The following is a 12,756-nucleotide window of genomic DNA, read 5'->3' as shown; positions in this document are numbered from 1 at the left end:
CATCAGGCCTCTTTGTTCCCGGCAATTGCACTTTTTCGCGGCATGGCTGTTTCCAGCCGATCGACAGACAGTGATTCTTCCTCAGGCCTCCGTCTCGACCGTTCGTCGTCAATATCGCGGCGGCCGTGCGATTCAGCGTCCGCCCTGTCCGATGGAAAGGACGCCGGAATTGCTCGGTAAGCCAGCTCTGAGGCCCGAAAACACGAAATGCCGCGCTTCGATCGTCCGGTAGACGGCCGAAAAAGGAATAAGGAAAACACAATCCGCGTGGGTGGCATGGATTGGGACATACCAAAAATCGATAGCGATTACAGATATTTAGAACAGACTTCGTCATCTTCGCCCATGCGTTGCGCGCCACATGACGCTCGCGAAGCGTGGCATGCGGGGAACACTTTCAGACAATAATGCGGAAGGCCCTCAGCTTTTGGATTGTTTCCTCGCTTCGGATGGTGAACATGCTAAAGACCAATTGTGAATCATTCGTTACCGGCGCATCGTTTGCCGGATGGGGACCCTTATGAAGATTGCTCAAGCGCTCCTTCCCATGAGCATGCTCCTGCTGTCCGGCTGCGTGGTGGGTCCGGATTACCAGACGCCGTCCGACAACCTGCCAGCCAAATTTTCCAAGGCCGATGCCCCCGCAGCCAACGTGACCCTGAACCCCTGGTGGCAGAGTTTCCACGACAAGAAGCTTGACGCTCTCGTGGCCCAGGGCATGAACCAGAACCTTGATGTCCAGCAGTCGATCGAACGCATCGTCCAGGCGCGGGCCAACGTCGTGATCGCAGGTGCCGATGGCCTTCCCGCGCTGAATGGCAGCGGTTCCGGCAACTTGCAGGGCTCCGATGGCTCGTACCTTCAGAAGACCTCCGGCGCCAGCCACACCGAGACCAAGTCGCTCGATAGCGGCCTCGGCGCCTCCTGGCTGCTCGATCTCTTCGGCCAGTACCGCCGTGCTCGCGAAAGCGCCAACGCGTCGCTCGATGCCGCGTACAACAACATCAACGTCGCCCGTCTCGCCTATCTCTCGGATCTCGTGACGTCCTACATCGACGCCCGCTACAATCAGGAAGCTCTGGCCCTTGCCAGGCTGAGCCTGTCGTCGCGGCGCGAGACTCTGAAGCTGACCAACGACATCCGCAGCGCCGGCGCCGCATCGAGCCTTGATGTCGTGCAGGCCGAAGGTCTCGTGAACTCGACGCTCGCCGAACTTCCGGCCTATGAGACCGGCTTCCACCAGGCGGCGAACCACATCGCAACGCTGCTCGGCCTTCCCGCCACCTCCATCACTGCCGAGCTGACACGCGGCAAGGCGCAGCCCTGGCCGAAGTTCAACACCAAGGTCGGCGTTCCCGCCGATCTCGTGCGCAACCGTCCCGACATCCGCGTTGCCGAGCGGCAGCTGGCCGCCGCAACCGCCAGCATCGGCGTGGCCGAAGCGCAGCTCTATCCGAGCCTATCGCTCAGCGGCTCGATCAACGCCGGCCGCACCTTCGGCAATGCCGTCACGGGCAACCTGACGAGCTGGTCCTTCGGCCCGACGCTCGACGTACCGATCTTCAACGGCGGCCGCCTGCGTGCCAATGTCGAAGCGCAACGCTCCGTCGCACAGGAGCAGTATCTCGTCTGGAAGCAGACCGTCCTCAACGGCATCGAGGAAGTCGAGAACGCGATGATCGCGCTGCGCAAGAACTATGAGACGGTGTCCGCCCTGCGCCGGGTCGTTGCCTCCTCGGAACAGGCTCTCGGCCTTGCCCGCGAAAGCTATCGCGGCGGTGCAACCTCGCTGCTCGACGTGCTCGATGCGGAACGCACGCTGTCCAACAGCCGTATCCAGCTCGCAGCCGCCATCCGCAGCCTGGCCGCCAACTATGTCGCCCTCAACGTCGCCCTCGGCGGTGGCTCGGGCATCGAAGTCGCGACGAAGTAAGCGACGGCAACAAGACCAACGTGAAAACGCACCGGAGATGCTTTCTCCGGTGCGTTTTGCATTCCGGGCAGCGCTCGCCATCTTCAGGCCGGCCTCCTGTCGCCCATCACGAATGGGTAACGCAATGTTTCCTTGGCTCTCCCGGCCACGAAACGTTAGGCAGGGCTCCCGCCCGCCGAAAACACCGCATGATGTTTATAAGACAAACTGGAAAAACGACGAGGGGCGTCTATTTGCCACTTTCGCGGGTTGGCATCGCGGCGGAATACCGGCATAAATTTCCGGCGTGTCGCGCGGCGTTCGCTCGCGCCGACCCTTCATGCCACCCGGCCCCGAAGGCTTCGTCCGCCGCTGCATCGCGCAGAGGCCGGCACGAGGAAGCTGACATCGTAACGATCAAACTGGGGAAATGACCATAGAGATCGCGCAAACCCTGTTGCTGTTGCTCGTGCTCACGCCGTTCGTGGGAAGCCTCATCGCCATCAGCCTGCCGAGCGACCGAAGCACGCTGGCCGCCTGGCTTTCGGGCACGATCGCCTTCCTGTGTCTGGCGATCACCACCTCGCTCTATGTCTTCGTGATCGAAGGCAGCGTGCTGCGCACCGATATCGCCTGGATTCCGCAGTTCGGCCTGAATTTTACGCTGCGCATGGATGGCTTCTCCTGGCTATTTTCGGCCCTGATCAGCGCCATCGCGCTGCTGGTCGTGGTCTATGCGCGCTACTACATGTCGGCGGAAGATCCGGTTCCGCGCTTCTTCTCGATGTTCCTCGCCTTCATGGGCGCCATGCTCGGCCTCGTGCTCTCGGGCAATCTCATCCTCCTGTCGATCTTCTGGGAGCTGACCAGCATCATCTCCTTCCTGCTGATCGGCTACTGGTATCACAATGCCAATGCGCGAGACGGCGCACGCATGGCGCTGACCGTCACGGGCACCGGCGGGCTCTGCCTTTTCGTCGGCCTGCTGCTCGTCGGCCATGTCGTCGGCAGCTATGATCTCGACGTGGTGCTGGCCTCCGGCGATACGATCCGCGACCATCCGCTCTATGTGCCGATCCTCGTTCTGGTGCTCGTCGGTGCTTTGACCAAGAGCGCGCAGTTTCCGTTCCACTTCTGGCTGCCGCAGGCCATGGCGGCCCCCACGCCTGTCTCCGCTTTTCTCCATTCAGCCACGCTGGTCAAGGCCGGCGTCTTCCTTCTCACCCGGTTCTGGCCGGTCATGGCGGGCACCGATGCCTGGTTCTGGCTGGTCGGCCTTGCCGGCCTCTCGACGCTGCTGCTCAGTGCCTACTTCGCCATCTTCCAGCAGGACCTCAAGGGCCTGCTCGCCTACTCCACCATCAGCCATCTCGGTCTCATCACCGTTCTCCTCAGCCTCGGCAGTCCGCTGGCGGCCGTTGCCGCGATCTTCCACACCATGAACCACGCGACCTTCAAGGCATCGCTGTTCATGGCCGCGGGCATCATTGATCACGAGACCGGAACGCGCGACATGCGGCGCCTCAGCGGGCTGTTTCGATACATGCCGATAACCGCCACGCTCGCCATGGTCGCGAGCGCCTCCATGGCGGGCGTGCCGCTCCTCAACGGCTTCCTCTCCAAGGAAATGTTCTTTGCAGAAGCCATCGAGACGCACCGGGTCAACCTTCTCGACACGCTGACGCCCTATGTGGCGACGCTGGCAAGCCTCTTTGCCGTCACCTATTCGCTCCGCTTCATCTACACCGTCTTCTTCGGCCCGAAGCCGCACGACCTGCCGAGCGAGCCGCACGAGCCACCGCCCTGGATGATCGCGCCGATCGGCTTCCTCGTGCTCGCCTGCCTCGTGATCGGCATCGTGCCGAGCCTCACCATCGGACCGCTGCTGCACACGGCCGTGGTTTCCGTGCTGCGCGACGCAACGCCGGTCTACAGCCTTGCCGTCTGGCACGGGTGGAACCTGCCCTTTTTCATGAGCCTCTTCGCGCTCGTGGCCGGCATCCTGCTCTATGTCGTCATGCGGCCCTACCTTGCCACCAGCGTCGAGGGCCCGCCCTATTTCCGCAGGCTGCAGGGCCAGCGCATCTTCGAGCGCATCCTCGTCACCATCTCCTGGAAATGGGCACGCATGGTGGAAATGAAGGCCGGCACGCGGCGTCTCCAGCCGCAGATGCGCATCCTTATCTTCGCAGCCATCGTCGCAACGGCCGCACCCCTTCTGTGGGGTCGCTTCCAGCCCACCGACTTCGCTTTCCGCGGCATAGATCCGGTCTTCGCGATTCTTTGGCTGATCGGCATGGGCTGCGCCGTCGGCGCGGCCTACCAGGCGAAGTTCCACCGTCTCGCGGCCCTCGTTCTTCTCGGCGGCGCGGGCCTCGTCACCTGCATCACCTTCGTCTGGCTGTCGGCACCAGATTTGGCCGTCACCCAGCTTCTGGTCGAAATCGTCACGACGGTTCTCATTCTCCTCGGCCTGCGCTGGCTTCCCAAGCGCTTCGAGAAGGGCGACGCCGCCGCCATGTCCGTCGGCGTGCGCATGCGCCGCCTTCGCGATCTCGTGGTCGCGGTCACCGCCGGGGTCGGACTGATGCTGATCTCCTACACGGTTATGACGCGGCCGATGCCGGAGACGATCTCCAGCTACTTCCTGGAACGTGCCTATTCCGAAGGCGGCGGTACCAATGTGGTCAACGTGATCCTCGTCGACTTCCGCGGGTTCGATACGTTCGGTGAAATCGCGGTTCTCGCCATCGTCGCGCTCACCGTGTTCTCGCTGCTGCTGCGCTTCCGACCGGCCGCCGAAAGCCTCGAGCGTCCGGAACAGCAGCGTGTCCAGAATGCGTTCGATGCGCGTCATCCCGAGCGCGAAACAGGCGAGAGCGTGGCCGAATATCTGCACATCCCCTCGGTCATCATGCGCTGGCTCTTCCCCGTCATCGGCATGTTCGCGGCCTTCCTGTTCTTCCGCGGTCACGACCTGCCGGGCGGCGGCTTTGCGGCGGGCATCGCACTCTCCATTGGCTTCATCCTGCAGTATATGAGCAGCGGCACGCGCTGGGTGGAGGAGCGGCTGCGCATCCATCCGCTACGCTGGATCAGCGTCGGCCTTCTGGTTTCCACCGCCACGGGGCTCGGATCCTGGATGTTCGGCTATCCCTTCCTCACCACGCATTCGCGCTATGCGGACCTGCCGCTGATCGGCGAGATGCCACTCGCAAGCGCCATCCTGTTCGATCTCGGCGTCTTCTCGCTCGTGACCGGCGCCACCGTGCTGATCCTCATCGCGCTCGCCCACCAGTCCGTCCGCTCGCCGCGCGCGCATATGCGCAGCGTCAAACTGTCCGGAAAGGAGAGGAGCTGATGGAACTCGTTTTGTCCGCCGGCATCGGCGTCTTCGCGGGCTCGGGCATCTGGCTCCTCTTCCGTCCGCGAACCTATCAGGTCGTCGTCGGGCTGGCGCTGCTGTCCTATGCGGTCAACCTCTTCATCTTCGGCATGGGGCGCCTGCGGCTCAACGCGCCGCCGGTGCTCGAAAAAGGCGTCGCCGGCGGTTTCCTCACCCATACCGATCCGCTGCCGCAGGCGCTGGTGCTCACCGCCATCGTCATCGGCTTTGCCATGACGGCGCTCTTCCTCGTGGTCCTGCTCGCCTCGCGCGGCTTTACCGGCAACGACCATGTGGACGGGAGGGAAGAGCGATGAACTGGCTCGGACACCTGATCATCCTGCCGATCCTCCTGCCCTTCGTCACCGCTGCGGCTCTGATCCCGATCGACGAGCGCCGGCGAATATTGAAAGGTAGCTTGAGCTTCGGTGCGACGCTCGTGTTGCTGCTCACCGGCACGGCCCTGATGATCGCCTCCGCCACGGCGCAGGACAACGGCTCGCTCGTCTATCAGCTCGGCAACTGGGCTGCTCCCTACGGCATCGTCCTCGTCGTCGATCGCCTTTCGGCGATGATGATCACGCTGACGACGCTGATGGCGCTCTGCGCCCAGATGTTCTCCATGGCCCGCTGGCACAAGGCCGGCCCCCACTTCCACACGCTGTTCCAGTTCATGCTGGTCGGGGTCAACGGCGCGTTTCTCACGGGCGACCTGTTCAACCTGTTCGTCTTTTTCGAGATCATGCTGGCCGCGTCCTATGGACTCATGCTGCACGGATCCGGCCCCGTGCGCGTCAAAGCGGGCCTGCATTACATCGCCATCAATCTCGCCGCGTCGTCGCTGTTCCTCATCGGCGTCAGCCTGATCTACGGGGCATCCGGCACACTCAACATGGCCGATCTCGCTCTGCGGATTCCGGATCTGAGTGCCGAGAACCGCATGCTGCTGGAGGCCGGCGCTGCCGTTCTCGGCGTCGCATTTCTCGTGAAAGCGGGTATGTGGCCGCTCGGCTTCTGGCTGCCGCAGGCCTATTCGGCGGCAACGCCACCCGTCGCGGCGATGTTCGCCATCCTCACCAAGGTCGGCGTTTATATCCTGCTTCGCCTGTCGCTCCTTCTCTTCGGCAATGAGGCCGGCACGTCCGCGGGCTTCGGACAGGGCGTCCTCCTCTATGGCGGCCTGCTCACCGTCACCTTCGGCACGATCGGCGTCATGGCGTCGCAGGCGATGGGCCGGCTTGCGAGCTACTACGTGCTGATCTCGTCCGGATCGCTGATGGCCGCTATCGGCCTCGGCATCACCGGCGTCATTCCCGGCACACTGTTCTACCTGATCTCGTCCACGCTCGGCATCTGCGCCTTCTTCCTGCTCATCGACCTCGTGGAGCGCGCCAGAGACGCGGGGGCCGACGTTCTCGCGGTCACGATGGAGGCCTATGGCGACGGCGATGACGACGAGGCCGAGAAGGAAGTCGGCGCAGCGGTGCCCGGCACCATGGCGGTGCTCGGCATCTGCTTCGTCGCCTGCACCATGCTGATGGCGGGCCTGCCGCCCCTGTCGGGCTTCGTCGCCAAGTTCGCGATCCTTCACGGACTGTTTGCGAGCCTCGGCGAAAACGCCCCCATCACGGCGGCGCAGTGGACCTTCGTGGCACTGCTCATCCTCTCGGGCCTTGCAGCGCTGATCGCGCTCAACCGGGTCGGCATCCGCACCTTCTGGAATTCGATCGAGGGCACCGTGCCCCGCGTCCGGCTGATCGAGATCACGCCCGTGCTCGTGCTGCTCGCCGCCTGCGGTTTCCTCACGCTTCAGTCCGGCCACGCGCTGCGCTATCTTCAGGATACGGCAACGGTCCTGTCGCAGCCGCAGATCTACATCGGCAGCGTGCGCGATGCCGTGCCGGTCGTTTCCCACGGGGGGTCGTGATGCGCTACTGGTTCCCCTATCCGCTTCTGTCGCTCCTGCTTCTCGGCTTCTGGCTGCTCGTCAACCAGTCGGTGTCCCCGGGACAGATCGTGCTGGGCACCATCCTGTCCGTGTCCCTTTCCTGGGCCATGGTCAATCTGGAGCCGAGCAAATCGCGCCTGCGCCGGCCGGGCGCCGCGCTCCGTCTGGCAGGCACCGTGATCAAGGATATCGCGCAATCCAACGTCGCCGTTCTCGGCGCCGTCCTGTCGCGTCGCAAGCCGCCCGTCCAGTCGGCCTTCGTGATGCTGGAACTGACGCTGAAGGACGACAACGCCCTCGCGCTGCTCGCATGCATCCTCACGACCACGCCCGGCACCGCCTGGCTCGAATATGACCGCCAGACCCGCATGCTCCTCATTCACGTGCTCGACACGGCCGACGGCAAGGACTGGCAGTCCATCGTCACCAACCGTTACGAGCGGCTTCTCAAGGAGATCTTCGAATGACCGAACTTCTCATCATCTGGTCGGTACTGATCTCGCAGATCATGATCGGCCTTGCCATGATCTGCGCGCTCTACCGCGTCGCCAAGGGGCCACGAGCGCAGGATCGCATTCTCGGGCTCGATACGGTCTACATCACCGGCATGCTGCTGCTTCTGACGTTCGGCATCCGCACGGCCAACGTGCTCTATTTCGAAGCCGCTCTGACGATCGCCATGCTAGGCTTCGTTTCGACGATCGCCTTTGCCAAGTTCCTGATGCGCGGCGAGGTGATCGAATGACATTTCTGGTCGATCTGCCGGTCTGGGCCGCCATCCCCGTCTGCCTGCTCCTGCTGTCGGGCGCCGCCATCACGCTGGCCGGCGCCATCGGGCTCGTCCGCTTCCCGAGCTTCTACGAGCGCCTGCACGCGCCGACGCTCTGCACCAGCGGCGGTGTCCTGCTGATCGCCATGTCCTCGATGCTCGCCTTCGCCGTGCTCCAGAACCGCTGGATCGTGCATGAAGTCCTCATCGTGATCTTCATGATCGTCACGACGCCGGTCACGCTCATGCTGCTCGGCCAGTCCGCGCTCTATCGCGACCGTGCGGAAAAGAGCGCGGAAGTCCCGCGCAAGACGGAAACGGCCAAGGCCGATCCGGGCATCGACATCTAAAGCCCGTCGCGCCCGCGGAACCGCCGCTGGTAACCCGCATCGTAAAGCGCACTCTCGCGGAACCCGTCGGCCGTGAGCGTCCGCCCGACGAAGATCAGCGCCGTCCGCTCGATCGGGTTTTCCGCTACACGCGCCTCGATATCCTCCAGCGTACCGCGCACCACCCGCTCGTCCGGCCACGACGCCTTGACGACGATGGCCACCGGGCAGTCGGCGCCATAGAGCGGGGTGAGCTCGGCGACGATCTGCGGCAGCGCGTGAATGGCAAGGTGAATGGCGAGCGTCGCACCCGTCGCGCCGAAATTGGCCAGCGTCTCCGCATTCGGCATGGGCGAGGCACGACCGGAAACCCGCGTGAGCACGAGGCTCTGCGCCAGCGCCGGCAAGGTCAGTTCACGCCCAAGTGCCGCCGCCGCCGCCGCAAAAGCCGGCACCCCGGGCGTCATCGTATAGGCGATACCATGTGCCTCCAGCCGCCGCACCTGCTCGGCCACCGCACTCCAGACGGAGAGATCGCCGGAATGCAGCCGCGCCACATCCTCGCCACCAGCCTCCGCCCGCACATATTCCGCCTCGATCTCGTCCAGCGATAAAGGCGCCGTATCCACGATCCGGGCGCCCGGCGGGCAATAACCGAGCAGGTCGCGCGATACGATGGAGCCGGCAAACAGGCAGACAGGCGAGGCCGCGATCAGATCGCGCCCGCGCACGGTGATGAGATCGGCAGCACCCGGACCGGCACCGATAAAATGAACGGTCATGCCGGCTCTCCCTGCGTGCTGCCATGTGCGTCTTCGCCGGTGTCGTCTTGCAGCGACTTGGCCCAAGCCCACTGCGTTACCGGCATAGCCGGGCGCCAGCCCGTCATCGTGCCCACAGGTGACGCACGCGCAATGTCGATCCGGGTCAGGCTACCGCCATGGGTCGCGTGAGCGGCGAGCAGCACCGCTTCCATCTCCGTCGTCACCGCATTCGCGACCAGCCGTCCGCCGGGCCGCAGGGCGGCGAGCGCCGCATCCATGACACCCGGTTCGCTGCCACCACCGCCGACGAAGATTGCATCGGGTCGGTACAACTCGGCGAGGCCCGCCAGCGACTGCGGCGCTGAGCCCTCGACAACGCGCAGGTCCGGCACGCCGAAGGCACGCGCATTGCGGCCGATTCGTGCCGCCCGCTCCGGATGCGCCTCGATGGCGACGGCGCGCAGCGATGGATCGGCCAGCATCCACTCGATCGCGATGGACCCGGCACCCGCGCCGATATCCCAAAGCCATTCGCTACGCCGTGGAGACAACGCCGAGAGCGTCAGCGCCCGAACCTCCCGCTTGGTGATCTGCCCGTCATGCTCGAACAGATCATCGGCAAGCCCCGGCGACAGGCCAAGAACCCGCGCATTCGCCCCAGCGACCACCTCGATGGCGCAGACATTGAGGGAATGGCAATCCACAAGATCGAACCCGCCCGCCGTATGAAGGCTCACCCGCTCCTGCGGCCCACCCATCGCTTCGAGCACGGTGAAAGTGGAGGCGCCAAAGCCGGTGTCGCACATGAGTTCGGCAACGGCCGCCGGCCCGTCCCCGTCGGATGTCAGCGCAAGAATTCGCGTTCCCCTGTGCAGATGCGGGCGGATCAAATCGAGCGGCCGGCCGTGCAGCGACAGGCAGACGACATCCTGCAGCGCCCAACCGAGCCGCGCTGCCGCAAGACTGAAGGCCGAGGGCGCAGGCAGGACGCGCATCTGCGCCGGATAGATGCGGCGCGACAGGGTGACGCCCACGCCGAAGAAGAAGGGATCGCCCGAGGCGAGCACGACGACCGGCATGCCGGCCATCGCCACCACGACATCGATGGCGGTCTCGAACGGGCTCGACCAAGGGCAGCTTTCCCCGCTGATGAGCGGCGCGGCCAGAGCCAGATGCCGCGTGCCGCCGAAGACGAGACGCGCCGCGGAGATCGCCTGCTTGGCCTCCTCGCCGAGACCCGCTAGACCGTCTTCTCCAAGGCCGACGATCGTCAGCCAGGGTTCCGTCGTCAGGGAAGCGTTTTCGCCGTCACGCATGAGCCATCATATCCTTATTCTCGGCGGCACCACGGAAGCCCGCGCGCTGGCCGGTGCCTTGGCCACGACTGCGCACGACGTGGTGCTCTCCCTTGCCGGCCGAACGAGCGCGCCGATGGCGCAGCCTGTCCCTACCCGCATCGGCGGCTTCGGCGGCGCCGAGGGCCTCGCGCGGACGCTGACAACCGAAGGCTTCGATCTTCTCATCGACGCGACGCATCCCTTTGCGACCCGTATTTCGAACAATGCCGCGAGGGCTGCCCTCGAAACCGGCATCCCCGCCTTCGCCCTTCGCCGTCCGCCCTGGGAGCGCCAGCCGGGCGACCTCTGGACCTGTGTCGAGAGTATAAATGCCGCCGTCACAGCGCTGGGCAAAACGCCGCGGCGCGTGCTCCTTGCGATCGGCCGACAGGAGGCAGCACTGTTTGAAGCCGCGCCGCAGCATGCCTATCTCGTGCGCAGCGTCGATCCCGTCGATCCGACCCTCACCCTGCCGGATGTCCGTTACATCCTCGCGACAGGGCCGTTCGGTGAAACCGAAGAACATGCCTTGCTCGTGGAGCACGGCATCGACTGCATCGTCGCCAAAAACAGCGGCGGCAGTGCCACCTATGGCAAGATCGCAGCGGCCAGAGCGCTGAAGGTACCCATTATCCTCGTCGAACGCTCGAGCGAGGCTGTGCTGCCCACGGTCGGCACGGTGGAGGAGGCGCTCGCCCGCATCGATCACGTGCTCGCTCCGGGCAGGAAACGCGGCGTATAGACAAGATCGCCACGGCCGGGCCGGGCGATAACGCGTGTTTCCGGCGAGCCGATGATGACGCAGGTTGCCATGTCGGCAACCGTCGCATCCGCCTCGGCGAGCGGCATGACGCGCATCCGCTCGTCCGGCCGGCCGGCGGCGCGGCCGAAGATCACGGGCGTTTGGGCCGGCAGGATCGGCCGCAACACGTCGAAGGCAGCGCCGAGTTGCCACGGCCGCGCCTTGCTGATGGGATTGTAGAGCGCGATGACGAGCCCGGCCTCTGCTACCAGCGCCAGCCGCCGGGTGATGATCTCCCACGGCTTCAGATTGTCCGAGAGCGAAATGGCGCAGAAGTCGTGCCCGAGCGGGGCGCCGATCCGGGCCGCAACCGCCAGCATGGCCGTCACGCCGGGCGTCACGCGAAAGTCGATCTCGCGCCAGATGGCTGGCCCATGGTCGATCGCCTCGCAGACGGCAGCGGCCATCGCGAATACGCCCGGATCTCCGCCGGAGACGACGCAGACGTCGGCACCCCCTGTAGCCTGCATGAGCGCCGCTTTGGCGCGATCCAGTTCTTCGCGATTGTCCGAGGCGACGCGGACCTGATCTGGGCGCAGTGAGAGACGGTCGAGATAGGGTCCGTAGCCGAAGAAATGGCTGGCCGCTGCGATCGCCTCCAGCGCCTCCGGCGTCGTCTGACGCGGATCGCCCGGCCCCGTACCGACGATGGTCAGACAGCCGCTCATGCGGAGCCGTCCATGATGCGGCCGCTCCAGCCGGGCACGAGCACCAGCGAGAAATAGGGCGCTTCGTCGGTCAGCTTGTCGGCAAGCGGCGTCATCGCCGCATTCGCCATCGTGCCGCGCTCGACATAGACGGCGTTTTCAAGCTTGCCGGAAGCAGCAAGCGCGCGGCGGATTTTTGGCAGGTTGCGCCCCACCTTCATGATCACCGCCGCCTGCGTATCGCCGAGCCGGCGGCAGAGTTCGGCCTCGTCCATGGTGCCCGGCAGGACCGACAGCACGTCGTCGCCCTGCACGATCGGCAGGCCGGCGAGCGACCAGCAGCCGGACATTGCCGTCACCCCCGGCACGACCTCGGCGGCGTAGCGCCCTGCCAGCCGCACATGCAGGTGCATGTAGGACCCGTAAAACATCGGATCGCCTTCGCTGAGGATCGCCACCGTCCGCCCGGCATCCAGATGCGCGGCGACGCTCGCGGCAGACGCATCGTAGAAGCCGGTGATCTGGCCCTTGTAGTCGTCGTGCTCCTTGTCGATCTCGACGGTAACGGGATAATAGAGCGGCAGCTCGATGCGCCCGGGCTTCAGGATGCCCGCCATCTGCCCCGGCGCAAACAAGGCGGCAACGCCGTCCGCCTTCCCCAGGCCATCGAGAATGGTGCGCCCGTTGCCGCGCCGACCGGCCTTTGCGAAATAGGCGAGCACATCGGCCTCGGCCAGCGCCCGCACCGCCTTCAGCGTCAGCAACTCCGGATCGCCCGGCCCGGTGCCGACGCCGATCAGGCGTCCGGCCGCCACGCCCGCAAGGGCTGCGCCGCCGACACTCGTCTCCATCTCTCCGGTCAT

12 protein-coding genes are annotated in these 12,756 nt (G+C 65.0%); 8 read left to right on the top strand and 4 right to left on the bottom strand.

Translation table 11 applies throughout. The annotated features are described in order from the left end of the window. Positions 1-520 precede the first annotated feature (520 nt). From C8J33_RS20540 to mnhG, 7 genes are all read left to right on the top strand, one after another. Complete coding sequence (locus tag C8J33_RS20540) at positions 521-1,933, top strand: efflux transporter outer membrane subunit (protein ID WP_132665192.1); 1,413 nt, start codon at positions 521-523, stop codon at positions 1,931-1,933. 409 nt (positions 1,934-2,342) lie between these two features. Further along, positions 2,343-5,273: a monovalent cation/H+ antiporter subunit A gene (locus tag C8J33_RS20535; protein ID WP_132665191.1), complete on the top strand. Its 2,931-nt coding sequence runs from the start codon at positions 2,343-2,345 to the stop codon at positions 5,271-5,273. Beyond that, positions 5,273-5,614, top strand: coding sequence for a Na+/H+ antiporter subunit C (locus tag C8J33_RS20530; protein WP_092930522.1), 342 nt, complete (start codon positions 5,273-5,275; stop codon positions 5,612-5,614). Before C8J33_RS20535 ends, C8J33_RS20530 begins: the two co-directional genes overlap by 1 nt. Continuing rightward, positions 5,611-7,224 (top strand): monovalent cation/H+ antiporter subunit D, encoded by a 1,614-nt coding sequence (locus tag C8J33_RS20525; protein ID WP_132665190.1) that lies wholly within the window; start codon positions 5,611-5,613, stop codon positions 7,222-7,224. The genes C8J33_RS20530 and C8J33_RS20525 overlap by 4 nt, the downstream gene beginning before the upstream one ends. Continuing rightward, positions 7,224-7,712, top strand: coding sequence for a Na+/H+ antiporter subunit E (locus C8J33_RS20520; protein ID WP_110730250.1), 489 nt, complete (start codon positions 7,224-7,226; stop codon positions 7,710-7,712). Before C8J33_RS20525 ends, C8J33_RS20520 begins: the two co-directional genes overlap by 1 nt. Beyond that, positions 7,709-7,990 carry a K+/H+ antiporter subunit F gene (locus tag C8J33_RS20515; protein ID WP_110730251.1) on the top strand — a complete coding sequence of 94 codons (282 nt, stop codon included), beginning with the start codon at positions 7,709-7,711 and terminating at the stop codon, positions 7,988-7,990. Before C8J33_RS20520 ends, C8J33_RS20515 begins: the two co-directional genes overlap by 4 nt. After that, the gene (gene mnhG / locus C8J33_RS20510; RefSeq protein WP_110730252.1) at positions 7,987-8,364 is read left to right on the top strand and encodes a monovalent cation/H(+) antiporter subunit G; all 378 of its coding nucleotides are present in this window, start codon (positions 7,987-7,989) and stop codon (positions 8,362-8,364) included. Before C8J33_RS20515 ends, mnhG begins: the two co-directional genes overlap by 4 nt. Here the strand turns inward: mnhG and cobM are convergent. Both cobM and cbiE read right to left on the bottom strand, forming a co-directional pair. Further along, positions 8,361-9,125, bottom strand: a complete 765-nt coding sequence (gene cobM, locus C8J33_RS20505) for a precorrin-4 C(11)-methyltransferase (RefSeq protein ID WP_132665189.1) — start codon at positions 9,123-9,125, stop codon at positions 8,361-8,363. The two genes, mnhG and cobM, sit on opposite strands and share 4 nt — an antisense overlap. Then, positions 9,122-10,423, bottom strand: coding sequence for a precorrin-6y C5,15-methyltransferase (decarboxylating) subunit CbiE (gene cbiE / locus C8J33_RS20500; RefSeq protein ID WP_132665188.1), 1,302 nt, complete (start codon positions 10,421-10,423; stop codon positions 9,122-9,124). Before cbiE ends, cobM begins: the two co-directional genes overlap by 4 nt. On the opposite strand from cbiE, the gene C8J33_RS20495 reads away from it, so the two are divergent. Beyond that, the gene (locus C8J33_RS20495) at positions 10,422-11,186 is read left to right on the top strand and encodes a cobalt-precorrin-6A reductase (RefSeq protein ID WP_132665187.1); all 765 of its coding nucleotides are present in this window, start codon (positions 10,422-10,424) and stop codon (positions 11,184-11,186) included. The two genes, cbiE and C8J33_RS20495, sit on opposite strands and share 2 nt — an antisense overlap. Here C8J33_RS20495 and C8J33_RS20490 read toward each other — a convergent pair. After that, complete coding sequence (locus C8J33_RS20490) at positions 11,150-11,914, bottom strand: precorrin-3B C(17)-methyltransferase (protein WP_132665186.1); 765 nt, start codon at positions 11,912-11,914, stop codon at positions 11,150-11,152. The genes C8J33_RS20495 and C8J33_RS20490 overlap by 37 nt on opposite strands. Further along, a complete protein-coding gene (locus C8J33_RS20485; RefSeq protein ID WP_245507227.1) occupies positions 11,911-12,756 on the bottom strand; it encodes a precorrin-2 C(20)-methyltransferase in 846 nt (281 codons plus the stop codon). Before C8J33_RS20485 ends, C8J33_RS20490 begins: the two co-directional genes overlap by 4 nt.

Source organism: Rhizobium sp. PP-CC-3G-465 (assembly GCF_004343445.1).
Taxonomy (GTDB): Bacteria; Pseudomonadota; Alphaproteobacteria; order Rhizobiales; family Rhizobiaceae; genus Ferranicluibacter; species Ferranicluibacter rubi.
This window is presented reverse-complemented; position numbering and strand designations above follow the sequence as displayed.

Bases quoted from the DNA above. Each gene is read 5' to 3' on its own strand.
- C8J33_RS20540 (WP_132665192.1), top strand. From the start codon at position 521: ATGAAGATTGCTCAAGCGCTCCTTCCCATGAGCATGCTCCTGCTGTCC.
- C8J33_RS20535 (WP_132665191.1), top strand. From the start codon at position 2,343: ATGACCATAGAGATCGCGCAAACCCTGTTGCTGTTGCTCGTGCTCACG.
- C8J33_RS20530 (WP_092930522.1), top strand. From the start codon at position 5,273: ATGGAACTCGTTTTGTCCGCCGGCATCGGCGTCTTCGCGGGCTCGGGC.
- C8J33_RS20525 (WP_132665190.1), top strand. From the start codon at position 5,611: ATGAACTGGCTCGGACACCTGATCATCCTGCCGATCCTCCTGCCCTTC.
- C8J33_RS20520 (WP_110730250.1), top strand. From the start codon at position 7,224: ATGCGCTACTGGTTCCCCTATCCGCTTCTGTCGCTCCTGCTTCTCGGC.
- C8J33_RS20515 (WP_110730251.1), top strand. From the start codon at position 7,709: ATGACCGAACTTCTCATCATCTGGTCGGTACTGATCTCGCAGATCATG.
- mnhG (WP_110730252.1), top strand. From the start codon at position 7,987: ATGACATTTCTGGTCGATCTGCCGGTCTGGGCCGCCATCCCCGTCTGC.
- cobM (WP_132665189.1), bottom strand. From the start codon at position 9,125: ATGACCGTTCATTTTATCGGTGCCGGTCCGGGTGCTGCCGATCTCATC.
- C8J33_RS20495 (WP_132665187.1), top strand. From the start codon at position 10,422: ATGAGCCATCATATCCTTATTCTCGGCGGCACCACGGAAGCCCGCGCG.
- cbiE (WP_132665188.1), bottom strand. From the start codon at position 10,423: ATGCGTGACGGCGAAAACGCTTCCCTGACGACGGAACCCTGGCTGACG.
- C8J33_RS20490 (WP_132665186.1), bottom strand. From the start codon at position 11,914: ATGAGCGGCTGTCTGACCATCGTCGGTACGGGGCCGGGCGATCCGCGT.
- C8J33_RS20485 (WP_245507227.1), bottom strand. From the start codon at position 12,756: ATGACCGGAGAGATGGAGACGAGTGTCGGCGGCGCAGCCCTTGCGGGC.